This is a genomic window from Nocardia sp. NPDC051990, from assembly GCF_040680755.1.
In the GTDB taxonomy this organism is placed as follows: Bacteria; Actinomycetota; Actinomycetes; order Mycobacteriales; family Mycobacteriaceae; genus Nocardia.
The window spans coordinates 24,028-49,719 of sequence record NZ_JBFAXH010000012.1; the positions used below are offsets into that span (position 1 = coordinate 24,028).

At 65.8% G+C, this 25,692-nt stretch carries 23 protein-coding genes; 11 read left to right on the forward strand and 12 right to left on the reverse strand.

The window, feature by feature from the left end; all coding sequences use genetic code 11:
* Positions 1 to 3: 3 nt before the first annotated feature.
* From AB0L63_RS21460 to AB0L63_RS21475, 4 genes are all read left to right on the forward strand, one after another.
* Complete coding sequence (locus tag AB0L63_RS21460; RefSeq protein ID WP_364503530.1) at positions 4 to 1,116, forward strand: MlaD family protein; 1,113 nt, start codon at positions 4 to 6, stop codon at positions 1,114 to 1,116.
* Positions 1,113 to 2,219: an MCE family protein gene (locus tag AB0L63_RS21465; RefSeq protein WP_364503533.1), complete on the forward strand. Its 1,107-nt coding sequence runs from the start codon at positions 1,113 to 1,115 to the stop codon at positions 2,217 to 2,219. Before AB0L63_RS21460 ends, AB0L63_RS21465 begins: the two co-directional genes overlap by 4 nt.
* Positions 2,216 to 3,394, forward strand: a complete 1,179-nt coding sequence (locus AB0L63_RS21470; RefSeq protein WP_364503536.1) for an MlaD family protein — start codon at positions 2,216 to 2,218, stop codon at positions 3,392 to 3,394. The genes AB0L63_RS21465 and AB0L63_RS21470 overlap by 4 nt, the downstream gene beginning before the upstream one ends.
* Before the next feature lie 108 nt (positions 3,395 to 3,502).
* Entirely contained in the window at positions 3,503 to 4,249 is a 747-nt protein-coding gene (locus AB0L63_RS21475; RefSeq protein WP_364503539.1) for a hypothetical protein, read from the forward strand.
* Between the two features lie 106 nt (positions 4,250 to 4,355).
* Here the strand turns inward: AB0L63_RS21475 and AB0L63_RS21480 are convergent, their stop codons facing one another.
* From AB0L63_RS21480 to AB0L63_RS21505, 6 genes are all read right to left on the reverse strand, one after another.
* A complete protein-coding gene (locus AB0L63_RS21480; RefSeq protein WP_364503542.1) occupies positions 4,356 to 4,934 on the reverse strand; it encodes a ribonuclease H in 579 nt (192 codons plus the stop codon).
* Positions 4,935 to 4,944: 10 nt separating this feature from the next.
* Positions 4,945 to 5,415, reverse strand: a complete 471-nt coding sequence (locus tag AB0L63_RS21485; protein ID WP_364503545.1) for an SRPBCC family protein — start codon at positions 5,413 to 5,415, stop codon at positions 4,945 to 4,947.
* Positions 5,416 to 5,605: 190 nt separating this feature from the next.
* The gene (gene lhgO, locus AB0L63_RS21490; RefSeq protein WP_364503548.1) at positions 5,606 to 6,889 is read right to left on the reverse strand and encodes an L-2-hydroxyglutarate oxidase; all 1,284 of its coding nucleotides are present in this window, start codon (positions 6,887 to 6,889) and stop codon (positions 5,606 to 5,608) included.
* Between the two features lie 40 nt (positions 6,890 to 6,929).
* Positions 6,930 to 7,601: a hypothetical protein gene (locus AB0L63_RS21495; protein WP_364503551.1), complete on the reverse strand. Its 672-nt coding sequence runs from the start codon at positions 7,599 to 7,601 to the stop codon at positions 6,930 to 6,932.
* A gap of 329 nt (positions 7,602 to 7,930) precedes the next feature.
* Positions 7,931 to 8,722 carry a TIGR03084 family metal-binding protein gene (locus AB0L63_RS21500; protein WP_364503554.1) on the reverse strand — a complete coding sequence of 264 codons (792 nt, stop codon included), beginning with the start codon at positions 8,720 to 8,722 and terminating at the stop codon, positions 7,931 to 7,933.
* A gap of 209 nt (positions 8,723 to 8,931) precedes the next feature.
* Positions 8,932 to 9,369, reverse strand: coding sequence for a MerR family transcriptional regulator (locus AB0L63_RS21505; RefSeq protein WP_364503557.1), 438 nt, complete (start codon positions 9,367 to 9,369; stop codon positions 8,932 to 8,934).
* 124 nt (positions 9,370 to 9,493) lie between these two features.
* Between AB0L63_RS21505 and lon the strand changes: the two genes are divergently transcribed.
* Positions 9,494 to 11,911 carry an endopeptidase La gene (gene lon / locus AB0L63_RS21510; RefSeq protein ID WP_364503560.1) on the forward strand — a complete coding sequence of 806 codons (2,418 nt, stop codon included), beginning with the start codon at positions 9,494 to 9,496 and terminating at the stop codon, positions 11,909 to 11,911.
* A gap of 107 nt (positions 11,912 to 12,018) precedes the next feature.
* Positions 12,019 to 13,659, forward strand: coding sequence for an FAD-dependent monooxygenase (locus tag AB0L63_RS21515; RefSeq protein WP_364503563.1), 1,641 nt, complete (start codon positions 12,019 to 12,021; stop codon positions 13,657 to 13,659).
* On the opposite strand, the gene AB0L63_RS21520 is transcribed toward AB0L63_RS21515, so the two are convergent.
* Positions 13,614 to 14,051, reverse strand: coding sequence for a PaaI family thioesterase (locus AB0L63_RS21520; RefSeq protein ID WP_364503566.1), 438 nt, complete (start codon positions 14,049 to 14,051; stop codon positions 13,614 to 13,616). The genes AB0L63_RS21515 and AB0L63_RS21520 overlap by 46 nt on opposite strands.
* A 20-nt stretch (positions 14,052 to 14,071) precedes the next feature.
* Positions 14,072 to 14,632, reverse strand: coding sequence for a TetR family transcriptional regulator (locus AB0L63_RS21525; RefSeq protein ID WP_364503569.1), 561 nt, complete (start codon positions 14,630 to 14,632; stop codon positions 14,072 to 14,074).
* A 142-nt stretch (positions 14,633 to 14,774) separates the two neighbouring features.
* Here AB0L63_RS21525 and AB0L63_RS21530 point away from each other — a divergent pair, with 142 nt between their 5' ends.
* Together AB0L63_RS21530 and AB0L63_RS21535 are read left to right on the forward strand one after the other, a co-directional pair.
* A complete protein-coding gene (locus AB0L63_RS21530) occupies positions 14,775 to 16,655 on the forward strand; it encodes an ABC transporter ATP-binding protein (RefSeq protein WP_364503572.1) in 1,881 nt (626 codons plus the stop codon).
* A gap of 639 nt (positions 16,656 to 17,294) precedes the next feature.
* Positions 17,295 to 17,702, forward strand: coding sequence for a hypothetical protein (locus AB0L63_RS21535; protein WP_364503575.1), 408 nt, complete (start codon positions 17,295 to 17,297; stop codon positions 17,700 to 17,702).
* A gap of 254 nt (positions 17,703 to 17,956) precedes the next feature.
* Here the strand turns inward: AB0L63_RS21535 and AB0L63_RS21540 are convergent, their stop codons facing one another.
* Both AB0L63_RS21540 and AB0L63_RS21545 read right to left on the reverse strand, forming a co-directional pair.
* Positions 17,957 to 18,952: an oxidoreductase gene (locus tag AB0L63_RS21540; RefSeq protein WP_364503578.1), complete on the reverse strand. Its 996-nt coding sequence runs from the start codon at positions 18,950 to 18,952 to the stop codon at positions 17,957 to 17,959.
* A 56-nt stretch (positions 18,953 to 19,008) separates the two neighbouring features.
* Complete coding sequence (locus tag AB0L63_RS21545) at positions 19,009 to 20,079, reverse strand: DNA polymerase IV (protein WP_364503581.1); 1,071 nt, start codon at positions 20,077 to 20,079, stop codon at positions 19,009 to 19,011.
* A gap of 121 nt (positions 20,080 to 20,200) precedes the next feature.
* Here AB0L63_RS21545 and AB0L63_RS21550 point away from each other — a divergent pair, with 121 nt between their 5' ends.
* From AB0L63_RS21550 to AB0L63_RS21560, 3 genes are all read left to right on the forward strand, one after another.
* Positions 20,201 to 20,809: a DUF1707 domain-containing protein gene (locus AB0L63_RS21550; protein ID WP_364503584.1), complete on the forward strand. Its 609-nt coding sequence runs from the start codon at positions 20,201 to 20,203 to the stop codon at positions 20,807 to 20,809.
* Between the two features lie 77 nt (positions 20,810 to 20,886).
* Positions 20,887 to 23,661: an FAD-binding and (Fe-S)-binding domain-containing protein gene (locus tag AB0L63_RS21555; RefSeq protein WP_364503923.1), complete on the forward strand. Its 2,775-nt coding sequence runs from the start codon at positions 20,887 to 20,889 to the stop codon at positions 23,659 to 23,661.
* 338 nt (positions 23,662 to 23,999) lie between these two features.
* Entirely contained in the window at positions 24,000 to 24,935 is a 936-nt protein-coding gene (locus tag AB0L63_RS21560; RefSeq protein WP_364503926.1) for a DNA-3-methyladenine glycosylase 2 family protein, read from the forward strand.
* A gap of 149 nt (positions 24,936 to 25,084) precedes the next feature.
* On the opposite strand, the gene AB0L63_RS21565 is transcribed toward AB0L63_RS21560, so the two are convergent.
* Both AB0L63_RS21565 and AB0L63_RS21570 read right to left on the reverse strand, forming a co-directional pair.
* A complete protein-coding gene (locus tag AB0L63_RS21565) occupies positions 25,085 to 25,291 on the reverse strand; it encodes a hypothetical protein (RefSeq protein WP_364503587.1) in 207 nt (68 codons plus the stop codon).
* Entirely contained in the window at positions 25,291 to 25,581 is a 291-nt protein-coding gene (locus tag AB0L63_RS21570) for a hypothetical protein (protein WP_364503590.1), read from the reverse strand. Before AB0L63_RS21570 ends, AB0L63_RS21565 begins: the two co-directional genes overlap by 1 nt.
* Positions 25,582 to 25,692 lie beyond the last annotated feature (111 nt).

Below are 25,692 nucleotides of genomic sequence, written 5' to 3' on the forward strand. Positions count from 1 at the left end.
CCGATGCGAATCAACCTGCGGCGCCCGAATATCGGGCGCATCGCCAGACCCCTGATGATCAGCGCGGCGGCCCTGGCCATCGGCAGCTGCTCGCTGGTGCCGAGCTCGGTGAACAGTGCACTCGGCAACACCATGACGATCACGGCGGACTTCGAGAACATCGCGGGCGTCTTCGAGGGCAATCCGGTCACGGTGCTCGGGCTACAGGTCGGCAAGATCGACAAGATCATTCCCAAGGGCACCATGGTCGAGGTGCACATGGTGATCGATAAGGACGTCAAGATCCCGAAAGATGCGATGGCCGCGATCATTTCGCCGTCCATCGTGACCGACCGCCACGTCGAACTGACCCCGGCCTACACCCAGGGCGAGACCATGTCCGACGGTGCGCATCTGCCGAAGGCGAAAACCAAGACACCGGTCGAGCTGGACACGATGCTGAAGACCATCGATCAGTTCGCCGCCGCGCTCGAGCCGAAACCGGGCACCGAGGGCATCGGTCCGCTGTCGGGGCGGGTGCTCTATCCGATGTTGAACGGCAATGGCGAGAAGATGCGTGACACCCTCAACGCGCTCTCCAGTGCGTTGAAGATCGGCGTCGACAATAAGGACGCGGTAGCCAGCATCATCATCAAGTTGAACGAACTGACCACCATGCTGGCCGAAAACGACCAGTCCGTACGCGATTTCAGCAATCGGATGACGCAGCTGTCCGGACTGCTCAGCGATCAGGCCCCCGGCTTGGCGGCGACGCTGCAACAGCTCAACGACTTTCTGGCCAATACCAGTTCGGTCTTCGTGCAGTATCAGGATCAGCTGGGTAGTTCGCTCGAAGGGCTGACCAACGTGACCGATCAGCTGCGCGCCAACGCCCGCGGCGTCACCGAGGTCGTCGATCTCGCGCCGCTGCTCATGCAGAACCTGGATCGCTCGATGAACCGGCAGTTGGGCTATATCCGGCTGCACGGCAACCTGCCGACCTTCCTCAACGGTGAACTGCTGAGCCTGTTCTGTGAACGGATTCAGATGCGTTCGGATGGCTGCCGCACCGGCAAGCTGGAGGATCTCGGTCCGGACCTCGGTATTACGGCGGCACTGCTGGGGATGACCAAATGAGCGACCGGTTCACGATGAAGGCCCGCCGCACGCTCATCGCGTTGGCGGCGGTATCCGGGGTGGCCATCACCTCCGGCTGTGGTCTCACGGTGGAGAAGCTGCCGCTGCCCAAACCAGGTACGGTCGGTGAAACCTACACCGTGCACGCGAAGTTCGAGAATGCGCTGAATCTGCCCGATCAAGCGAAGGTGAAGATCGGTGGCTCGGATATCGGTGTCGTCGCCAATATCCAGACCAAGAACTTCGAGGCCATTGTCGATCTGAAGATCAGCAAGGACATCGAACTTCCGGTCGGCAGTACGGCGGAACTGCGCCAGGCCACCCCGCTCGGCGATGTGTTCGTCGCGGTGTCCAAGGCCAAGGCGGATCCGGGTGCGCCGGTGCTGCACGACGGCGACACACTTGGCCGGGACAAGACCTCGGCGGGTGCTACGGTCGAGGAGCTGTTGATCTCGGTCTCCATGTTGTTCAACGGCGGTGGTGTGGCCGCACTGGCCAAACTGACCTCGGAAATGGATTCGATCGTCGGCGGTCGCGGTGATCAGATCGCCCATCTGATCACTGAAATGACCGGCGTGGTCGGCAGTTTGAACGAGAACAGCGCTCGAGTCGACAGTGTGCTCGCCCAGTTCGGTGCGCTGGCCAGCACCATTGAGGGGCGGCATTCGGAATTGGGCCAGGTGGCCGACACCTTGCCGCAGATGATCGGCGCGGTGGCGGAGAACAACCAGGCCATCGGCGATCTGCTGCAAAAGATTTCGGTGACCAGCGCGGCGCTCGGCGACTACGCGAACAGCTCAAGCGATCAGCTGGCCGATCTACTCGACAATGTGAAGAAGTTGATGGACGCGCTGTCGCAGACCGAGCAGACTTTGGGTCCCGCGCTGGACGCGTTGCACGAGATGCGCGGTCCGGTCGACGCGTCGTTCCGCGGCAATAGCCTCGCGGTCTACGCCACGCTGACCAATATCCACAACTTCAGCGTGTTGTCGGATCCGGCGCAGGGCAAGTTCTTCGACGGTCGCGATCTCGCGGACTTCGCGGGCAGCCTGATCACCGTCTTGCAGGCAATTCAGGGACGACTGCAAGGGGGGCACCGGTGAGCTGGCTCGGCAAGCTGCTGCAGCGCAAGCTGCTGCTGTCCACCATCGGCCTGGTGCTGGTGTTCCTCGTGGGCGCTACCTATCTGCTGGTGAGCGTCATGCGGGTGAACCCGCTGAAATCGACCTATGCCGTCACAGTGCATCTTGATCGGTCCGGCGGTCTGCAACCCGGCAACGATGTGACGCTGCGTGGCTTCCGGATCGGCAAGGTGACCTCGATCGAATTGGTCGACCGCGGGCAGTCCATCGCCGCGAAGGCCGATATCGACTCGAAGTTCAAGATTCCGGTCGACGCCGATATTTCGGTGGGTGCGCTCTCCGGCGCCGGTGAGCAGTACATCGACTTCCGGCCGAATACCGAGCAGGCACCGTTCCTGAAGGACGGTTCGGTCATCCAGTTCACTGCGGAGAAGATCAAGACGCCGACCCCGATCTGGTCGGTGCTCGACAACTCCAGCGCGCTGATCTCCCAGATCGATCCGGATAAGTTCAGCGTCATCCTGGCCAATCTGGACACCGCGCTGAGCGGTGGCCCGGATCAGTTGCGCGGCTTGGTCAATGGCATCAGCCTGGCCATGGCCGGATTCGACAATCTGCTCCCGCAGACCCAGAACCTGATCACCAACCTGCGCACCATCGCGAGCACCACCTCGCATGCGCAGCCCGATCTGGAGACGCTGACCCGCAATTCGGGTCAGTTGTTCGATCAGTTCAACAATGCCAACACCGAACTGCGGGCGGTCCTGGAGAAGGCGCCGGGACAGCTGACCAGCCTCGGGGCGGTCCTGGACAAGACGGCCGATCCGATCACCAGTCTGGCGGCCAATTTCGCGGCGATGACCAAGGCCGCGCAGCTGCGGATTCCGGCGCTGCAGGCGCTGTTCCCGGCGCTGAACCTCGGGTTTTCCGCCGCGGGTGTGCCCGCCCACGACAACGAGTTCCACACGGTCCTCGATGTCTGGATTCGGCCGATCTGCCAGTACAGGCACGTGCCGATCCGCACTGAGGTCATCCAGGACGGCTCGCTGCCCAAGTGGAACTACTGCGAGAATCCACCGCCCGGACTGCAGGTTCGCGGTTCGGCGAATGCGCCGCGACCGAATGTTCCGGACAACGGCGCGCAGATGCCGCCGGGAGTGGATCCGAATGAAATGACCCCGCCGCCGCTGCGGTGAGCAGCCACAGCGATACTCGCCCCCAGACTGCGAACGGTTCGTCCGATGCGGACCGACTAGGCCATATCGGTGCGCTCGGGTGCGCCGGGAAAGTGCAGGATTGTATCGATGCCCACTGATGATGTCGGCGCCGGGAAGCTGAACGCGGATGCCGAGGAAGCCGATGCCAAGAACGCCGACGCCACCGTCGACGCGGCTGCGCAGGACAAGACGGTCGAGATCGAGAAGTCGTCCGATGCGGTAGCCGCCGCGGCCCCGCAGCCCGCCGAGCCGAAGCAGACCACGGACAATCTGGCCAAGGGTGCCGCGCAACCCGTGGCCCACAGTGGCGCCAAAGGCGGCGCGCTTGTCCCGATCGTCGCGGCGTTCGTCGCCGGTGTGCTGCTCGTCGCGGCGGTCACCGCCATCGTGGTGTTCTATCGGCAGGCGAGCAACCGCGGCGCCGAGCTGGACGCGCACGCCGCCGCCACCTCGGCCGCGTGCGACTACGGCAGGCTGATCTCCACCTACGATCCACAGACCATCGACGACTACCTGAAGAAGGTGGATGCCGCGTCGACCGGTGACTGGAGGGAACAGTTCGCCAAGCTCGGCCAGGACCTCAAGGGTGTCGTCATCGATGCCAAGGCCACCTCGTCCACCTACGACATGCAGTGCGGCTTCCAGTCCGGCGATACCGAGAGCGCGAATGTGCTGGTGGTGATCGGTCAGACCACCACCAATGTGAATATCGCCGCCGCGAACAAGCCACCGAGCAAGGTGGAGCTGGTGGTCGTGGCCGGTCTGAAGAAGGTCGGTGACAAGTGGCTGGTCGATAAGTTCGACCTGCCCATCCTGAAGCAGATGGGCAACTGATCGACTACCCGAACAACCGCGAAAAGCGCCTCCGGGTGGGTGGGAATGGCACCACCCGCCCGGAGGTTCTTTCCGGCGGTCTTGCGCCCGGTCGCGCCCGGCGGACTCAGAACAACGTCAATGCCTGAGGTGCTGGCGCAACCGGCTTCCCCGCGGACCGCGGTCGGGCGGATTTTGTGGTCTTGTCGGAGCAGTCCTCGAGCACCGGTTGCAGCTCACGGAGTTCCGCGGTCGGGATCTCACCGGCGGCCGCGGAGGCCGCGGCCTTTCTGGCCGCCTCGCCCGCGAGGGTATCGGCCATTTCGTTGAAGTAATTGCCGACATGTCCACGCACCCAACGGAACCGAACCGGCCCCGGCCGGGAGGCGATGGCCCGGTCGATCTGCTTGATGAGTTCGATGTTCTTCACCGCGCCGCCGCTGGCGGTGCGCCAGCCATTGGTCCGCCAGCCGGCGATCCATTCCGAGGCGCATTTGATCGCGTATAGCGAATCGCTCTCGATGAACAGCGGTTCCTCGCCGGGGTGGGCGAGCACCGCCTCAAGGAGCGCGCGTAACTCCGCGACCTGATTGGTTCCGGTGGCGGCTCCCCCGCTGCGTGAACCGCCCTGATGATTGACCCAAGCCCAGCCGATGGCGCCGCCGGGATTGCGGAGGCAGGATCCGTCGGTGCTCACGATGATCATGGATGGCACCCTACGCAATCCGACCGACAAGATCGGTACCGTGGAATTCCTCTATCTCCCTTCGCAACTGGGATTCGGTGCGGCGCAGCGCCGACCGCACGGCGGAATCCACCAAGCGCAGGCACAGCCGACCGAACAGCCCACTCGGTGGAGCGTACTCCGCCTCCGAGGTCAGCACCGAGCGTCCATAGCCCAGCGGGTCGAAGTGCAGCGTCAAGGTGCCCGACAATCGCCCGCGCAATGTGTAGCCGATCACCACATTGCGTCGGTATTCGGTGATCTCGCAGTCAACAGTCGGCCGCCAAGGCCCCAGCCGGATCCGAGTCGTGAAGACCGCACCGATACCTTGGTCGAGCTCGTCTTTCGGCTCGAACGCGGCGACGGCGAACATCCAATCCGGCACGAACCGATGGTTGTCCGTATAAGTGAAGGCCACCTCGACCGGGGCTCCGACGTCGCTCGCGTACTTGATGTGGCCCATAGGGCCCCTCCCTGTTGGCTGCCGCTAAAAGTACTACAGCTTTCCTCTTTATTCGAGAGATTGTCCGGAATTTGGTTGGCGGGCTTTCCACATGGGGGATGGCAGCCGGCGAAGCCGTCGGGGTGGGTAAACACCAGCCCACCGGGTGGTTTGGTTTGCTGGCACGCGCGACCCACCTAACGCGGCGGAGTCACAGTTGGTCGACGATGTACTCGGCGATCGGCATGGCGGAAGTCGCCGCCGGTGATGGTGCGTTGAGCACATGAATCGAGCGCGGTGTGCGTTCGATCAGGAAGTCGTGCACCAGAGTGCCGTCGCGCAGTACCGCCTGCGCGCGGATGCCCGCCTCCCGCGGCTGCAGGTCCGCGACCGTGAGATCCGGACAATACCTTCGGCATTCGGCCAGGTAGCCACGTTTGAACAGGGAGTTGCGCAATTCGCGCAGTCCGGTGCGCACATGGGTGCGAGCCACCCGATGGAAGCCAGGAAACCCGAGCATCGCGCGGGCGTCGCGGGCGTCGAAGCTGCCCTTGCGGTAGCCCTCCCTGGCCAGGCCGAGCACCGCATTGGGGCCGACGGTCAGGGTGCCGTCGATCATCGGGCTCAGATGCACCCCGAGGAAAGGCAGCTTCGGATCGGGAATCGGATAGATCAGCGTGCGCACCAGTCCGGAACGGCTGGGCGGTAGCTGGTAGTACTCGCCCCGGAACGGCACGATCCGGAAATCGGTGCGCAGACCTGCGAGTGCGGCCATGCGATCGGCCTGCAGACCCGCACAGACCACCAGCGTGCGCGCGGTCCAGGACCCCGCGGGACCGGCCACGGTGACCGCGTCCGCGGTTTCGGTGAGTGCGGTGATCTCGGCGTTCAGCACGATCTCGCCGCCCGCGGCCCGGACCTCCTCGGCGAGCGCGGTGGTGACGCGGGTGAAGTCGATGATGCCGGTGGCGGGCACGAACAGTGCGCCGACACCGGTCATATGCGGTTCACGGCGGATCAATTCGGCGGAATCGATCAGCTCGACATCGACACCGTTGGCGACCGAGCGTTCATGTAGCGCGAGCATCCGCCGGTACTCGACGGCATCGGTGGCCACCAGCAGTTTTCCGCAGACCTCGAACGGAATGCCGTGCGCCGCGGCGAATTCCTTCGTCCAAGCGGCGCCGTTTCGGCACAGGCGGGCCTTCAGGCTGTCCGGCGGGTAGTAGATGCCGGAATGGATGACGCCGCTGTTGTGCCCGGTCTGATGGGTCGCGAGGGCATCGGCCTTGTCGATGAGCACCAGGCTCGCGCCCGGATGACGTCGCAGAATCCGATGCGCCGTGGCGACTCCGACGATCCCGCCCCCGATGACACAGAAGGCATATTCGCCTCCCCGAGCCTTCTGCCGGCCGTTGGGAGCCTCGTAGGTTCCGTTGCGGGCCGACCGTTCAGTGTGGGGTTGGGTTTTGGGCGTGCCCGGTGAGTTACCCATGTGTATACGAAATCAGTTGTCGCCTCGGGCAGGCAATCTGTCACATGGTGATGGCACTGTTCGTCTCCGGAACCGTCGATTTCGCTACGTCGGGCGTGCTGGTGCTGGGCGACGGATCGCGGTCCAGTCGAAGGTCGTGCGCACCGAGGTTCGGATCCGAGAAGGCGAATGTCACTTCGCCGTTGTGCGTATCGACCTCGGTACGCAACTCGGTGACGGCGCACGGGTCTGCGTGGATGCCGAGTCGCTCCCGATCCGGTTCGGTGAGCAGGAAATCCGTCAGTACCGTCAGTGCATTGGTATCCACGGTGAGGGCGACGGAATTCGCGGGCCCGGGTGTCACCTGTGCGCCGACATAGGCGGTGCCGAGGCGCAGTTCGCCGCCGATTCCGGCGGTGGCGGATGAATCGGTATGGGCCTGAGAGATTTTCACGGCGCCGTCGGCCGGCTCCGCGGGGAAGCGGCCGAATTGTGCGGGCAGGTCGCGACTTCTGCCGCTCAGCACGGCATCGGAGAGCGCGGGTCCGTGGTAGGTGCCGATATCCGGAATCCGAACCGATGGTGGTGCGGCGACGTTATTGGCGGCGTGCTGGGTATCGGCCATCTGATGGGCGATGTAGGCCCCCGCGGCGACCGTGAGGCCGAGGCTGGCGGCGCCGGCGAGCACGATGGCGGTATGCCGAGCGATTTGGGCAGGCCTATGTGCTGGCACGATGCGTTCCTTCCGTCCTCCCTGATCCCCTCACCGCGCGGCCCGCATCGTTGAAAACCGCGCTCTCGTCCAGGTTACAGGTGCGGCCGCGGGTGGCGCCTCGTGGGGGAGATCGGCATCACAAAAGCCGATGAACGCGCGCGATCCGGAATTCGTGCGGAATGGCGTCGTTCATGTTTCCGCGAGCTGACAAGCGGGTAAATATCGTTGGCTGGCGAGCGTCATTCTCGACTGCCACATCGAGACACCCGGCCAACGGCGTCCGGCCGACACGAACGGCGCACCCAAGTGTGACGCTCGCCCGCACCTGTCCGGTTCGGTGCGGCGGGTCAAGCGAACTGGCCCGCCGACCGCCCAGCCCCCGTCGGTCCCGCGAAAGCCTGTGCGATGGTGAGCCATTCGGCGGCGTCCGCACCCACTGTTTGCAGCGCGAGATCGGCATGGTGCCGGCGCTGCGTCACCAGCAGGCAGAAGTCGAGTGCCGGACCGGTCACCTGCTGCGCGGCGTCCTCGGGACCCCATGACCACACACTGTCGTCCGGTGCGGTGAGTTCGACCCGGAATTCCTCGGTCGGTACGGTCTTGCCGCGCACGGTGTAGGCGAAGTTCCTGGTCCGTACGCCGATATGGGCGACTGTGCGCAGCCGGGCGGTCGGTGTCCTGGTCAGCCCAAGCGCGTCCGCGATGTCCTGGCCGTGGGCGAAGGTCTCCATCATGCGCGCGCTGACCATGGATGCCGGGCTCATCGGCGGTCCGAACCACGGCAGTTTGGCGCCGGACGGCACCGCGCGCAGGGCCTCGATCAACTCAGTGCGGCCACGGCGCCACCGGTCGAGCAGCTCGGCGGCCGGTGCGGTGGCCGCCGCCTCGGCGGCCTCGTCGACGAAGGTGAATGCCCGCGGACCGGCCTCCTCGACCAGTTTCGCGAAACCGTCCGGATCGGTGGCGGCCAGCGTGGCGACCTCGTCGGTCCAGGTCAGATGGCCGATCTGATGGGCGATACTCCAGCCGGGTGCCGGTGTCGGTGCGGACCAGTCCGCCGGAGTCAGCGGCGCGACGATTCGTTCCAGTTCCGCGCAGTCGTCGGCGAAATCGCGCAGGAGCGCGTTTAGATCGGCCATCGGATCCCTGTCCCGTCCAGGCGCACTGCTGCGTACACCGTCGTGGTTCAGCATCCCAGCGGGCTCAAAAAAATGCAAGCATGCGTGCTTGTATTTTGCCCGGGCGAACGGCCTAGCCGATTAGGACCGGTTACCAGCGAAAATCGTCAGGTGGGCGGCGCCGACCGCCAAGCCGAGCAGTGCGCCGTGCAGATGCAGCAGTTCACCGATCAACCCGGCCTCGGGTCGCCGATGGCGATTCGTCCTCGGTAGATGTCTAGTTTGCGGTCGATGAGCGCGAGGTTTTCCTGGATCTCGGAGAGTTTGGCCACCACCTCGGCGCGGTGCGCTTCCATCAGCGCGATGCGTTCGGGTTCGTTGCCGTTTCCGGCGGCCACGAGTTCGGCGTAGCGACGAATGGTCTGGATGGGCATTCCGGTGGCACGCAGCCTGGTGCATACGAAGATCCAGTCCAGGTCGAGCTGGTGGTAGCGCCGGCGCCCGCTGGCGGTGCGGTCGACCGGGGTGATGACCAGGCCGGCGCGTTCGTAATAGCGCAGGGTGTGCGCGCTGACCCCGGTGCGGCGGGCCGCCTCACCGATACTCAGGCCGTCCGGGTTGTCGCAGCGAACAGGTCCGAACACCGGCTGCGCAATGACTTCGAGCACGCTCCGAATTCTAGTGCCGCATCGAACGCCGATCGCTTTGAGCGAACGTGGGCGGCGGGGCGGAACAAACGTAGATGGCCCGAGGTTGACTGGACATCGCTCAACTTTTGGAAGGGTCGAACACGTGACTACACCACAGAACCTGCCGGTGCTGTTCCTGACCGATCCGATCGTGCTGCCGGGCATGGTCGTGCCCATCGAACTGGACGAATCGGCGCAGGCCGCTATCGACGCCGCACGCGCCGCGAATACCGACGCGGTGCTGCTCGCACCCCGATTGACCGAGGGCTACGCCTCCTACGGCGTCGTCGCCACCATCGAACAGGTCGGCCGGATGCGTGGTGGCGCGCCCGCCGCGGTGCTGAAGGCCGAACGGCGCGCCAAGATCGGCCACGGGGTCACCGGGCCGGGTGCCGCGCTGTGGGTCGAGGCCGAACCGGTGCAGCCGCCCGCCGTCGACGGTCGCACCAAAGAGCTTGCCGCCGAATACAAGAAGCTGGTCGTTTCGGTGCTGCAGCGCCGCGAGGCCTGGCAGATCATCGACGCGGTCAATCAGCTGACCGATCCGTCCGCGATTGCCGATACCGCGGGCTACGCGCCGTACCTGACCGCCGACGAGAAGCGTGAGCTGCTCGAAACTCCGGATACCGCACAGCGTTTGACCACGCTGATCGAGTGGACCAAGGCGCATATCGCCGAGGCCGAGGTCACCGAGAAGATCAGCGAGGATGTCCGCGCCGGCATGGAGAAGAGCCAGCGCGAATTCCTGCTGCGCCAGCAGCTCAATGCCATTCGCAAGGAACTCGGCGAGGACGAGCCCGACGGCGCCGACGACTACCGCAGCCGGGTCGAGCAGGCCGATCTGCCCGATGACGTGCGCGCCGAGGCGTTGCGCGAGGTCGGTCGACTGGAGCGGGCCAGCGATCAGAGCCCGGAGTCCGGCTGGATCCGGACCTGGCTGGATACCGTCCTCGAGCTGCCGTGGACCGTGAAAACCACCGACAGCACCGATGTTTCGGCCGCCCGCGGGGTGTTGGACGCCGATCATCACGGCTTGGACGAGGTCAAGGATCGCATGGTCGAGTACCTGGCCGTGCGCTCTCGCCGCGCCGCGCGTGGACTCGAGGTCGTTGGTGGACGTGGTTCCGGCGCCGTGCTCGCGCTGGTCGGTCCGCCCGGTGTCGGCAAAACCTCGCTCGGTGAGTCGGTGGCACGGGCCATGGGCCGCAAGTTCGTTCGCGTCGCCCTCGGCGGTGTGCGCGACGAGGCGGAGATCCGCGGTCACCGGCGCACCTACGTCGGTGCGCTGCCGGGTCGGATCGTGCGTGCCATCAAGGAGGCGGGATCGATGAATCCCGTTGTCCTGCTGGACGAGATCGATAAGGTCGGCTCGGACTTCCGCGGCGATCCGGCCGCGGCATTGCTCGAGGTGCTCGATCCGGCGCAGAACCACACCTTCCGCGACCACTACCTGGATCTGGACCTCGACCTGTCCGATGTGCTGTTCATCGCGACCGCGAATGTCATGGAAACCATTCCGGGCCCGCTGCTGGACCGGATGGAGCTGATCACCGTCGACGGTTACACCGAGGACGACAAGGTGGCCATCGCTCGCGACTTCCTGGTGCCACGGCAGCTGGAACGCAATGCGCTTACCGCGGCGGAGGTTTCGATCACCGATGAAGCATTGCGCGAGGTCGCGGCCAACTACACCCGGGAAGCGGGGGTGCGGCAGATGGAGCGGTTGATCGCGAAGGCATTGCGCAAGGCCGCGACTCGGCTCTCCGAGGACGGAACCGACTCCGCCACCGACGAAACCGTGGTGCCGCTGGGCCATGACGCCGAGCTGGACTACGACGCGCTGGTGCAATCCGGGTCGCTGAGCATCGATCTGGACAACCTGAGGGACTACCTGGGTCGCCCGCGGTTCACCCCGGATTCGGTGGAACGCACCGCAGTCCCCGGTGTGGCAACGGGTTTGGCGGTCACTGGTTTAGGCGGCGATGTCCTCTACATCGAGGCCAATGGCGCCGAGGGCGAGCGCGCGCTCACCCTGACCGGTCAGCTCGGCGATGTCATGAAGGAGTCGGCGCAGATCGCCCTCACCTACGTGCGCTCGCACCTGGCCGAGATCGGCATCGAACCGTTGGTGCTCGATCGCAATATCCACATCCACTTCCCGGCGGGTGCGGTGCCGAAGGACGGGCCGTCGGCGGGTGTCACCATGGTCACCGCCCTGGTGTCGCTGGCACTGGGCCGGCAGGTGCGCGCGGATGTCGGCATGACCGGTGAGGTGACTCTGAACGGCCGGGTGCTGCCGATCGGTGGAGTGAAGCAGAAGCTGATGGCCGCGCAGCGCGCGGGACTGAAGACGGTGTTCATCCCGGCCCGCAACGAGCCGGATCTGGATGACGTGCCAGCGGAGGTGTTGGTCGCCCTGGATGTGCGTCCGGTCGCCGATGTCGCCGACATCCTGGCCTACGCCATCGAGCCGGTCGCCGAACCGGCCCTCGAGGCTCCCGCCTTCGCGGCCAGCGCCTGATAATCGCCTGGAACGGGCCGTGCCTGCGGGTACGGCCTGTTTCATGTGCATGGTCGCCGTAACTGCGATGCAAGGGCGGTGCAAGCTTGTGCGCACATGATCGTGGCATGACTTCTACACAGCGGATTCCCGTTCTCGTTGTCGGCGGTGGCCTGGTCGGCCTGTCGGCTGCGCTGTTCCTCGAGTATCACAATGTCCCTTATGTTCTCGTCGAGAAGCGGACCAAGAGTTCGGCGCTGCCCAAGGCTCGCGGCCTGCACGCCAGGACCTCCGAGCTGTTCCGCCAAGTCGGCGTCGAGGGGCGGGTCCGGCAGGCCGCCGTGACCGCATTGCGGGCGGGTAGCTTCGGTGGCGCGAGCCGGGGCACCAGCCTGATCGCGGCGCAGCCGCTGGACATCAGCCACATGCGGGCGGCCATGGCGGCAGCCGATCCCAGCCCGTCGCAGTTCTGTTTCCTGCCCCAGGCGCTGCTCGAGCCGGTGCTCGCGGCGCAGGCCCGCGAACGCGGTGGTGATCTCCGATTCGGGATCGAGCTCATCGACTTCGAAGCCGATGACATGGGCGTCACGGCAACCTTGCGTGACGAATCGGGCCGCAGCTCGGTTATCCGGGCCGACTACCTCATCGCGGCAGATGGCGCGGCCGGCGCGATCCGTCCGGCATTGGGTATCGCGGGATGGGAACTACCACCGACCCGCCACTACATCAATGTCTTTGTGCGGACGGACCTTACCGGTGTGCTGGACGGTCGCACCTTCAGCCAGTGCGAGATCAGCAATGACACGGTGCGCGCACTTATCTTGTCCAAGAACAACACCGATGAATGGTCCTTTCACCTCGAATACGATCCGGCCCGCGAGACGGCGGCGGACTATCCAGACGAGCGCTGTGTCGAGCTGATCCGCGCCGTCATCGGCGTGCCCGATATCGATGTCGAGGTGCTGGCGCGAAGTGCTTGGGATACCGGCTGTTTCGTTGCCGACAAGTATCGATGCGGTCGAATCTTCCTCACCGGCGACGCCGCCCATCGGCACGCGCCGTGGGGTGGATTCGGCGGCAATACCGGTGTCGCCGACGCACACAATCTGGTCTGGAAACTGGCCGCTGTGCTGTCGGGTACGGGTGGCCCCGCACTGCTCGACACCTATCGGGCCGAACGATGGTCACGTGCGATCGTCGCCGCCGAACAGGCCAATCTAGGCGACGACTTCGAGACCCGCTACGGCATCGAAACGCCCGCCAACGCAGACATTTTGGCGAAGCGATTGGACCACGGCGCGGTCATGTCGCGCTTCCGATACTCGTCGAGTGCGGTATCGCGTAGACCCGTGGATTGCGTCGAATGGGCCGAGCCGCATGTCGATCGGCTGGCGGGACAGATCGGAACACGACTGCCGCACCTGTGGCTCGATGCCGAGCACACCACCTCGACGCTGGATTTGTGCGGGCCCGGCTACGCGATACTGATCGCCGGAAACTCGGCTGCTTGGCGCGACGCCGCGGCCGATGCGCAGCGCGAGACCGGTATCGAGATCGCGGTACACGGCTTGGGCGCCGAATGGGGTACGTGCACCGATCTGCCGGAAGGTGGTGCGCTGCTGGTGCGTCCGGACGGACATGTGGCCGCGCGCTCCGACGAGGGCATGTATCCCAATTCGCTTGGCGCTGTGTTGCGGGCGCTTATGGGTTGGTCGGCGGATGCTCAGTCGCCGCCGAGTTTGCGCTCGACCGAGCGCGCGGTGCCTTGAGCCACCGCGCACAGCACCGGTTCGGCGTCGGGACGTTCGGCATAGATTTCGCAGGCGACGACGGCTTGGCGGCGTGTTGCCCCGGTGACGGTGGCCGCCGCGCGCAACCGGGTACCGGCGGCAGGACGCAGGTAGGTGATGGTGAAGCCGCCGGTAAGCACATTGGCGCCGAGCACCGTTCCCGCGGCGAAAGTGAGTGCGTTATCAGCCGCGTAGGACACCACACCGCCGTGCACAAAGCCGAATTGCTGGCCCAGTTCGGGACGGATGGGAACGACGAGTGTCGCCGCGCCGTCACCGAATGCGGTGATCTCGGTACCGATCAGCTGCGCGAATGGCTGCGCAGCCAGCACCTGCTTCGCGAGATTCAGGTCGAGGGTGGTCGTTGGCATGGATGGCTCCGTTGTGTAGGTCAGTGGTCGGTTGTGCCCAGCGCCTGCCAGGCGGCATCGGCGAGTTCACGCGCAACAGCGATGGGGGCGGTGCGGATTTCGCCGCCGAGCCAGTGCCGGGAGTACTCCTGCGCCGGGCCGAGCCACAGTGCGTAGACGAGGTCGAAATCGAGATCGCGCACCGCGCCGTAGCGGACATGGGTGCGCCACCAGCGCAAGACATTGCGCAGGAATTCGCGGTTGCTATCGCTGTCGCGGACACCGGGCGGCCGGGCCGAGGTGAGAACCTTTGCGCGGTACTGATTTTCGGTAATCCACCGCAGATGTTCGACGACACCCGCGGTAACGCCCGCGCGCGCATCGGTGCTCTCGCCGACGACCACCCAGAGGTGCTCCTGATAGTCGGCGAGCGCATGTGTCCACACCGCGCGGTACAGCTCCGCCTTATCCGGAAAGTGGTGGTAGAGCGCGCCGACGCTGGCGCCCGCCGCATCGCGGATCTGGGTCAGCGTGGTCTCCAGTGTCCCCCGTTCCGCGAACTGCCGCTCGGCCGCCAGCAGCAACCGATCTCGAATCTGCATGGCCAGAATTTAGTTCTGTTCTGCGGTCGGGGCAACACCCCGGTTTCGCTGTACGCGGAATCGGCTTGTGCTCAACCTTTGTTGAGGTCTTAGTGTCGGTGGCCAAGTGTTCGATGGGTGGGGAGCGAGAGGGAGCAGTACGGTGAGTATCGAATCGGTGGCGTGGAGCCAGATGTATCGGCGCGCGAACGCGCCGCAGGAACAGCGGCCGTTCCGGCTCGCCACGGCGCGGCGCATTCTGCGGTTCGCGCAGCCGCATCGCCGTCGTATCGGTGCGTTCTTGGTGTTCAGCATCGTGTCCGCATTGCTTGCGGTGGCGACGCCGGTGCTGGCGGGGCGGGTCGTCAACGACATCGTCGGTGGCGCGGCGCCGCGCGTCGTGGTCACCCTCGCGATCCTCATCGCCGGACTCGCGGTGATCGATGCCGCGCTCGGGGTGATCATTCGCTGGTTGTCCTCGCGCATCGGTGAGGGGCTGATCCTGGATCTGCGCACGGCGGTTTTCGATCATGTGCAGAAGATGCCGGTCGCGTTCTTCACGCGGACGCGCACCGGTGCCCTGGTCAGCCGCTTGAACAGCGATGTGATCGGGGCACAGCGCGCGTTCAGCGATACGCTCTCCGGTGTCGTCACGAATCTGGTGACCCTCGCGCTCACACTCGCCGTCATGGTCCGCATCTCCTGGCAGATCACGCTGCTCGCGCTGGTGCTGCTGCCGGTATTCGTGGTTCCGGTGCGGCGGATGGGAAATCGGCTGGCCGGATTGCAACGGGAAGCCGCGGGCCTCAATGCCGCGATGAGCACCCAGATGACCGAACGGTTCTCGGCACCGGGCGCGACGCTGGTGAAACTGTTCGGACGGCCGCAGCAGGAGTCGGAAGAATTCGCGCTGCGCGCGCGTCGGGTGCGCGATATCGGGGTGCGTACGGCGATGCTGCAGACGGTTTTCGTCACCTCGCTGACCTTGGTTTCGGCGCTGGCACTGGCCCTGGTCTACGGACTCGGTGGATGGTACGCACTGCGCGGCCAACTGGATGCCGGTGCGGTGGTGTCGCTTTCGCTGCTGCTGACCCGCCTCTACACGCCACTCACCGCGTTGGCCAGTGCCCGGATGGAAATCACGTCCGCGCTGGTGAGTTTCGAGCGGGTCTTCGAGGTGCTGGATCTGAAACCGCTGATCGAGCAAGCACCGGATGCCGTCGCAGTGCCCCCGGGTCCGGTCGCCGTGGAACTGGACAATGTCACCTTCGGCTACCCGTCGGCCGACAAAGTGTCGCTCGCCTCGCTCGAGGATGTCGCGACGCTGGATACCCGCGGTGGGGTGGAGGTGCTGCACAATGTGTCGCTGCGGGCCGAGCCCGGTCAGCTCGTCGCGCTGGTCGGTTCCTCGGGTGCCGGAAAATCCACGGTGGCCCAACTCGTTTCCCGGCTCTACGACGTGGATGGCGGTGCGGTGCGGCTGAACGGTACCGATGTGCGCGACCTGACCACGACCTCCATCCGGGACACGGTCGGCCTGGTCACTCAGGACGGCCACCTGTTTCACGACACCATCCGGGCCAATCTGTTGCTGGCCCGGCCCGAGGCGACCGAGGCCGAGCTGTGGGATGCGTTGCAGCGGGCGCGGTTACGTGAGTTGGTGACATCGCTGCAGGACGGCCTGGATACCGTCGTCGGCGAACGTGGCTACCGCCTCTCCGGCGGTGAACGTCAGCGGTTGACCATTGCCCGGCTGCTGCTCAAGCAGCCGCGGGTGGTGATCCTGGACGAGGCGACCGCCTCGCTGGACTCGACCTCGGAAGCCGCTGTCCAGGAGGCACTTTCCGAGGCGCTGGACGGTCGGACCGCACTGGTCATCGCGCATCGGCTCTCCACCATTCGCGCGGCCGACCAGATCCTGGTGCTCGAGGACGGCCGAATCGTGGAGCGCGGCACGCACACTCAATTGCTGGCCGCTAACGGACGCTACGCGGAGCTGTACCGCACGCAGTTCGCGGAGGAACCGGGCGAAGTCGCGGCCTGAGCAACCCACCGCAGCCCGCCTCAATCCTATCGAGGCGGGCTTCGGTGGTGAGGGAAGCGCGGTTCGATGACCGGGTCCCAGGGCGGTGCCTGGACGGGCAGCTGTACCGACCTCGGCGATTGCTGCGCATCGCCTGCGCCGAGGCCGCCGTGGTCAGCCACGCTGCTCGAGCCACGCAGGGGCTCCGATGACTTACATTTCAGCGCCAAAAACCCAGTGAGGATGTAACTAAACCTGCCATAGGCTTACATTGTGCGTTCGGGAATGTTCGCAAACAGCCCTACAGGTTGTCTTGTGCCGATCAGCGGAACGGACCCGCGATGGGGTGAGCTGAGCCTGCCGACGCGATGCGGACGCCCGCAGCGGTGGCCAAGGCGGCGAGTATCAGTTTCTTGGGTGCACCGACTTTGCGCGACATGTGTACTCCCCCTGTGGGATCGGTTCGACATCGACATCGACCGGTAGCCCTCGGCGACTGTGGTGGTCAATCAGCTGGCGACACCATGGCCAGTGCCTCGTCGGGACGGTCGATGCGGTAACTGTCGGGGCGGAGGATTGGTCGCGGTGCTGCTGTACAACACCGGTTTCGCGGCGAAGAATGAGAGGCGGCCAATGAGTTCCTCCCGATGAGAGGATGTCATGTCGCATACTCATGAGCTCTTCGAGAGCTTGAAAATCAAGAGCAATCTCCGCAGTGAGCACATCGCCACCAGCGTGGACGCCCTCCAGGATTGCGAGGGGGCACTCACCGCGTGCGTGGCGGGCATGCTGTCGGAACCGAACGTGGGTCCGCTGATCTCGTCGGTGGTCGCCGACCTGGATTGCGCGGACGTCGTATCGGCCACCCGCAGACTGCTGACCAGGCACGCCGGCCCGGACAGCAGCGTGCTCAGCGCTCAACTCGAGGCCTGCCTGCTGGCCTGTGAGCGCAGCAGTCGGCTGTGCGGTGCCCATGCCGAGCATCACGAACACTGCCGCATATGCACCGAGACAACCCAACGTTGCGTCGAGACGATCAGAGAGTTGATCCGCGAAATTCATCACTGACGCGCGCCCGATGCGCAGGGCGGCATCCGGCCCGACGATCGAGATGCGACGACGATCATCCCAGCGACCTGTCTGGACGGGACATTAGTTCACCAGGACCGGACGAGGCTGGGCTGGTCAAAGCAGCGTGCGCTACCACAAGCTCGTTGAGAAGATCCGAGGAATGGCCACGGAATTGAGACCGATTCCGTGGCCACGGTGTGAGACAACGCAAAAGCAGGAGGTCAGGGCGACGGCAGTGGTCACGCCAGGCGTCAGAATTCGCCCGCGACGCCGAATACGGTGCGGCCGGAGTGGCTGCCGTGGTGCATGGCGCGCAGGACATGCTCGGCGTCGGTGATGGGAGCGAAGTTCTCGATGGTCGAAAGGTGTTGGGGCCGTAGATCATTGGCGAGGCGAGCCCACAGTGCGCGGCGCTTGTCGATCGGGACGTACGCGGAGTCGATGCCGAGCAGTGATACGCCGCGCAGGATGAAGGGCAGGACGGTGGTCGGCAGATCCGAGCCGCCGGTGAGGCCGCTGACCGCGACGGCACCGCCATAGCCGATCGCGCTGAGGATGTAGGCGAGGGACTTGCCGCCGACACTGTCCACCGCACCGGCCCAGGTGGCTTTCGATAGCGGACGCAGTTTCGCATTCGGATCCGCCGGCAGTCGGCCGATCACCTCGTTCGCGCCGAGTTCGGCGAGCCGATCCCCCGCATCGGTCTTACCGGTGGAGGCGATCACCTCGAAACCGAGGCCCGACAGAATATCGATGGCCACGCTGCCGACACCGCCCGTCGCTCCGGTGACGAGCACCGCGCCGGTCTCCGGGGTGAGTTCGTGCTCGAGCAGGCTCTGCACACTGAGCGCGGCGGTGAAACCGGCGGTGCCCAGCGCGGCCGCGTCACGGGTGCTGAGACCGTCGAGCTTGACCACCCAGTCGGCGGGCACCCTGGCGTATTCGGCGAAGCCGCCGTGATGTGAAACGCCGATATCGTAGCCGTGCGCCACCACCTGGTCGCCGGGCGCGAAATCGTCGACCTCGGAGCTGACGACCTCGCCGGTGATATCGATGCCGGGGATGATCGGATAATTCCGGACCACGCCACCGCCCGCGGTGATCGCCAGCCCGTCCTTGTAGTTCGCACTCGAGTAGTGCACCTTGATCGTGACCTCACCCGGCCCGAGGAAGTCCTCGTCGACCTGCTGCCGGGTGAGCACGATCCCACTGTCCGATTCGTGTGCCACCATCGCCCAGAACTCCATGTCGACGAGCATACGAGCGTCGGCCGGCGCCGGGTGGATCTTCACGTCGGCCCCCGCTATTGCGGTACGAGTTCGAGGCGGACGCCGAGCAGTCGAACCGGGCGATCGAGTTCGAATCGGTCGATGATGCGCAGGGCCGTTTCCACGATGGTCGCGATATCGGTGGTCGGCTCGGGGAGTTTCTCCTGTTTACTGCGGGTGAGGAAGGTATTGCTGCGGACGGTCACCGAGACGCGCACGGGGATGCGGCCCGCGGCGGCCATCTCCTCGCCCACCTCGGTGGCCAGTCGCGCCACCTGGGCGCGGATCTCGCCGGTTTCGGTCAGGTCGTGCGGGAAGGTCTCGGATTTACTGCGGCCCACCGGAATTCGCGGTTCGGTGGTCACATCGGTATCGCCCTTGCCGTGGCCGAGCACCCAGAGATACGGGCCGGTATTCGGACCGAATTCGGCGGCCAGGCGCTGCCGATCGGCGGACATCAGGTCGGCGACCGTTTCGATGCCGAGGTCGGCCATCCGCGCGGCGATCCGATTTCCGATGCCCCACAGCGCATTTGTGGGACGGTGCGCCATCACCTCGACCCAGTTCGCCGCGGTGAGGCGGAAGATGCCCGCCGCCGCGCCATCGGTATCGGCGGGTGCGGCCGAGGACTTACCGGCGGATTTGGCGAAGCCGGTCGCCAGTTTGGCGGTGAGCTTGTTGTCGCCGATGCCGATGGCGCAGGTCAACTCCAATTCGGCGATGGCACTACGGATTTCGCGTGCGAGCTGTTCCGGATCGTCGGTATCGGCGGCCAGGAACGCCTCGTCCCAGCCCCACACCTCGACGCGGCCGGGAAAGGTCCGCAGCAGCGCCATGACTTCGTCGGACGCCTCCTCGTAGGTGGCCATATCCAGCGGCAGGAAGATCCCGTCGGGACATTTGCGCTTGGCCGAGCGCAAGGCCATCCCGGCGCGGACCCCGAATGCCCTGGCCGGATACGACGCACAGGTCACCACCTTGCGCGGTTCGTCGGGGTCGCCATTACCGCCGACGATGACCGGCAGGCCGCGCAGCTCCGGATGGCGACGGAACTCCACCGCCGCCTGGAACTGGTCGAGATCGACGTGCAGCAGCCACCTCGGCATAGCTATGTCTTACCGCATGACAGTGACAAGCAGCGCAAATGCGCCCCCCGGGCCGGTTGCTCCTGCCATGGGCGCAGCCGACATCGTACGATCGCAGCAGACGAGCCAGGGGATGTATTCGATGACCGATGCACAGGACAACCTGCCCGCGGTGCCCGCGGTCCGGGTCGGCGATATCGATCGCGAGGTCGCGGCCAAGCAGCTGCAGCTCGCCCTCGACGCCGGGCAACTCGATCTGCTCGAACTGGATAAACGGCTGCTCGCGGTCTATTCGGCGCAGACGACGCAGGAACTCCTCGCCATCACCTCCGATCTGCCGGTGCTCGCCGCAGCGCGCGAACCCATCGAACTGCGCACCGGTAGCGGGGCGCGGGTGAAGGATGGGGAGTGGATCGTCCCGGCCGAGATCACGGCCGAATGCAGCTCCGGCGGTATCACCATCGACTTCACCCGGGCACTGTGCCCGCATCGCGAGGTCGCGGTGCATGTCGCCGCGGGTTCCGGCACGGTCCAGTTGATCGTGCCGCGCGGCTGGCGGGTCGACCTCGATCGGGTGCAGGCCGGGAGCGGTGCCGTCAAGAACAAGGTCACCGAGGGCAGTCTGCCCGGGTCGCCGCTGCTCCGCGTCGACGGGGAGATCGGTTCCGGGGCCGTGGTGGCGAAGTATCCGAGCCCGCCGCGGCGATCGTTCCTGGCCTGGCTGCTGCGCCGTCCGCGCCGGATTGTCTGAACCCACCCAATCCCGCGGTTTGCCGAGGTGGCCGCGGCTGTGGGGATGGGCCGCGTGCCTAGGCTGGCAGGGTGGATATGCAGCGATTGGTGGTGGCGCTTGGGCGCGGGATTGCGGGTGAGGTCGACATGTCCGCGCGCAGGCGTGCCGAATACTCCGCCGATGCGTCGAACTATCGCGTGCTCCCGGCCGCGGTCGTTTTTCCGCGCGGGGTCGAGGATGTGGCGCGCACGCTCGAATTCGCCAGGGGCAACGGTCTGTCGGTCACCGCCCGGGGTGCGGGGACGTCGGTGGCGGGCAATGCCATCGGTCCCGGGATCGTGCTGGACTTCAGCCGATATATGAATGGCATCCGCGAGCTGGACCCCGAGCAGCGCATCGCACGCGTTCAGCCCGGTGTCGTCCTCGCCGAATTGCAGCGAAAGGCCGGTGTGCACGGGCTGCGATTCGGGCCCGATCCGTCGACGCAGAATCGGTGCACGCTGGGCGGGATGATCGGCAACAATGCGTGCGGACCGCATGCCGTGGCCTGGGGGCGCACCTCGGATAATGTGCGTCAGCTGCGCATTCTCGATGGGACCGGGGCGGAGCGGACGTTGGCGGCCGACCCGGGGGCAATACCCGGACTGCCCGAATTCACCAGGGCGAGTCTCGCGGTGATCCGCACCGAACTCGGCCGATTCGATCGGCAGGCGTCCGGCTATGGACTGGAACATCTACTGCCGGAACGTGGTTCGGCGGTCGCGAAATCGTTCGTCGGTACCGAGGGGACCTGCGGGCTGCTGCTCGAGGCCACGGTAGAGCTGGTGCCGTTGCCGCGGGCCACCGTGCTCACCGTGCTCGGCTATCCCGATATCGCGACGGCCGCGGACGATGTCGCGGCGGTCATGGCAGGCATGCCGATCGCGGTCGAGGGCATCGATGCGCGACTGGTCGATATCGTGCGCGTACACCGTGGCGCCACCAGCGGTGTGCCGGAACTGCCGCGCGGTAGCGGCTGGCTGTTCGTCGAGTCCGCTGGCGATACTCCCGCGCAGGCGTATGCCGCGGCGGCGCAGCTGTGTCGAACCGTCGACGCGCTGGACTCCCGGATTGTCACCGATTCCGGTGTCGCCGCGGCACTTTGGCGCATTCGAGCCGAGGGTGCCGGACTCGCCGGTCGCACTCCGGCGGGCCATCCGGCCTGGCCGGGCTGGGAGGATGCGGCCGTACCGCCGGAGCATCTCGGTGCCTATCTGCGCGATTTCGCCACGCTGACAAAGGACCACGGCGTGGACGGACTCCTCTACGGTCACGTCGGCGACGGCTGTATCCATGTCCGTCTCGATCTGCCGATTGCCGATGCGCCGCAACGATTTCGGAAATTCATCCAGGACGCGACCGAGCTGGTGGTCCGCTACGGTGGCTCGCTCTCCGGTGAACACGGCGATGGCCGGGCCCGCTCGGAATTGCTCTCGATCATGTACTCCTCCGACGCACTCGACGTATTCGCCGGATACAAGGCGCTTTTCGATCCGGACGATGTGCTGAATCCGGGCGTCCTGGTCGCTCCGCGCCCCATCGATGCCGATCTGCGGCTGGTCGGAGTGCGACCGGTCGACGGTGCGGGTGGTTTCGCATTTCCGCACGACAACGGTGATATCGCCGCGGCCGTCCATCGCTGCGTCGGGGTCGGTAAATGCCGGGCCGACACCCGCGCGACCGGTGGTTTCATGTGCCCGTCGTATCTGGCCACCGCCGACGAGAAGGACAGCACCCGCGGCCGGGCGCGCGTGCTACAGGAGGTGGTGCGCGGCGCACTCCCCTGGCCATCCGAGGCGGTCGCCGAATCGCTCGATCTGTGCCTGTCCTGCAAGGCATGTCGCTCCGACTGTCCGGCGGGCGTCGATATGGCGACCTATAAGTCCGAGGCGCTCTACCGTCGCTACCGGCGCCGCCCGCGTCCCATCGATCACTACGCGCTGGGCTGGCTGCCGCGCTGGCTCGGGGTCGCGGGCCGGATGCCGCGAGTGGTGAACGTGCTGTCCGAAATCGGGTGGTTGCGCCGCATCACCTTGCGTGCGGGCGGAATTGATCCGCGCCGCGGGATACCGCGACTCGCGGATCGCAGCTTCCGCAGGGGCTGGCAGGATCGAAGGTCGGGAGATTCGGCACCCGAAGTGCTGCTGTGGATCGACACCTTCACCGATGCCTTCGACCCCGAAATCGCCCACGCGGCGGTGCGACTGATGGAATCCCTCGGCTACCGAGTCCGCATACCGCGACGGCGGGTGTGCTGCGGGCTCACCTGGATCAGCACCGGCCAACTCGACGGTGCTCGGGTCCGGCTGCGCGCCACACTGACCGAACTGGATGAGCATGTGCGCGGCGGCGGCCTCGTCGTCGGCCTCGAGCCGTCCTGCACGGCGGTCCTGCGCTCGGACCTGCCGGAACTGTTACCGGACGACCCACGCGCCGCCGCGACCGCGGCCGCCGTGCGCACACTCGCCGAATTCCTCGCCGAACAGCCGAACTGGCGCTCGCCACTTCGGCCCGGACAGTCGGTGGTCGTCCAACCGCATTGCCATCACCATGCCGTACTCGGCTTCGATAAAGATCGCCAACTATTAGCCAGCACGCAGGCTAATATGACCGAGATCACCGGCTGCTGCGGTCTGGCCGGAAACTTCGGAATGCAATCCAATCATTACGATATTTCGGTCGCCATAGCCGAGAATGGCTTACTTCCGGCGCTTCGGAATGCCGACAGTGATTCGATTTTGATAGCCGATGGGTTCTCGTGTCGAACTCAGGCCATGCAACTGAGCGGCCGTCGAGGGCTGCACCTGGCGCAATTCCTGCTCGGCGAATGAGAATCAGCTGCCGAACGGCAACGTGCCGGGCGGAATCTGGTAGCCCGAGCTGCCTGCGGAAACCGCACCCCAGGCATTGAGCAACCAGTTGAGCGCGTTGGTGATCATTTATGTACCTCCACTATGGCGACTGCCAGCTGTTTGCCGAACAGCATCAATATCGCTCTCCTTGCTCATTGCGTTACAAAGAGCGGCGATCTGTGATTATGTCGAATTGGTATCGCAAGTCGTACATTCGAATCGAAAACAATTGTGAGCCGGACAACATTCGACATGCCGCGGGAGGTCCGCGCTCGCGCCGCCGGCCCACCGGGCACAATGGGTCGGTGCGCAATCAGATGGCCGCGCCGGAGCTGAGCCGAGCCGGCCTGACCAGAACGGTCAGGGCCGAGCGGCCGATCGATCTCGCGTCCACCCTCGCACCCCTGTCCCGTGGCCGCGGCGACCCGTGCCATCAGATCACCCACGACGGCGCGCACTGGCATGCCTCTCGGATGCCGACCGGCCCGGTCACCTACCGCCTGACCCAAGCCGATCGGCACACGGTCGACGCCCGAGCCTGGGGTCCGGGCGCGGCCGAATTCCTCGACCGCCTCGACCGCATGCTGTGCCTGGACGAGGACGTCTCCGACTTCGACCCTGCACATCCGAAGATCGTCGACGCCCACCGCCGTTTTCCCGGACTGCGCATGTTGCGCACCGGCCTGGTCTTCGAGGCCTTGGTGCCCGCGGTACTCGAGCAGAAGGTACACACCGTCTCGGCCCGCGCGTCCTGGCGAAAGCTGGTGCGACAGTTCGGATCTCCGGCTCCCGGTCCAGCGCCGGTCGGACTGCTGCTGCCGCCCGACGCCGATACCTGGCGCCGGGTCCCGTCGTGGACCTGGCACCGCGCCAATGTCGGGCCGCAGCGTGCGCAGACGATCGTGCGCGCGGCCCGGGTGGCGGACGCGCTGGAGCGGGCGGCGGCCGAAAATCCGGCGGAAGCCGCCCGTCGCCTGCGTACAGTGCCCGGTATCGGAGTGTGGACCGCCGCCGAGATCGGGCAGCGCGCCTTCGGTGACGCGGATGCCCTCTCGGTCGGTGACTACCATCTGGCCGCCATCGTCGGCTGGACACTGCTCGGCGAGCCCATCGACGATGACGCGATGGTCGAATATCTGGAACCGCTACGGCCACATCGCTATCGGGCCATCCGCCTGCTGGAGGTCAGCGGTTACGCGCACCAGCCGAAGTTCGGTCCGCGCACCCCGCTCACCGATCACACCTGGCATTGAGTGGATCCGCCGGACAACTCGTTTCGGCAGGCCGTATGTCGTCTCGGCCGCGTTGTGCCGTCGATGCGCCAGGGATTCGGCGATCATCCAGCGCAGCAGCCGAATGCAGTCGGCAAGCGCCTCCGGTACACCCGGCGGCTCGGCAGGCCTCATAACTGCAGCGCGCGCTCGTCCAGCACACATTTGCCCGCCTCGACCAGCGTGGTCCGCGCCGCACGGCGGACCTGGCACCGGTCGACGGTGCAGTCGATATGCAATTGCATTGCGGCGTGGGCTTGTTCGGTTGTCAGTACGCCAGGATCGTTTCCACAGGCCAATAGCGATGCGACCGGCATGTGTGGGTGGGTGAGTTGCATCAGGCAACCTCCGCCCGTCGTCGCACCGCGCGAACGTGTCGGGTGTACCGGGAGATCGGTCCCTGATCCCACGGGGCCTGTCGAACCGCCATACCCACCGCCTCGAGTACGGTCAGGCCGACCTCGTCCGCGAGATCGCCGACCGCGGCGAACAGTGACGGGACCACTTCGGCAACCTTCAGTGCGGCAACCGCCTGGTCGCAGGTCAGCGTGCGTCCGGGCAAATACGAAACCACCCAGTTCTCCTGGCCGACACTACGGGCGCGATGCGGGGTCAAATCGCTGGTCATCAACGACGACGCTATGACACTTACAGCCATGACTCCTCGTTCCTACGTGCGATTCCTGCGACTCTCGCGACGCGCCAGCCGGCGGTAGCTTGCGTGACCGCGGAGGGCGCC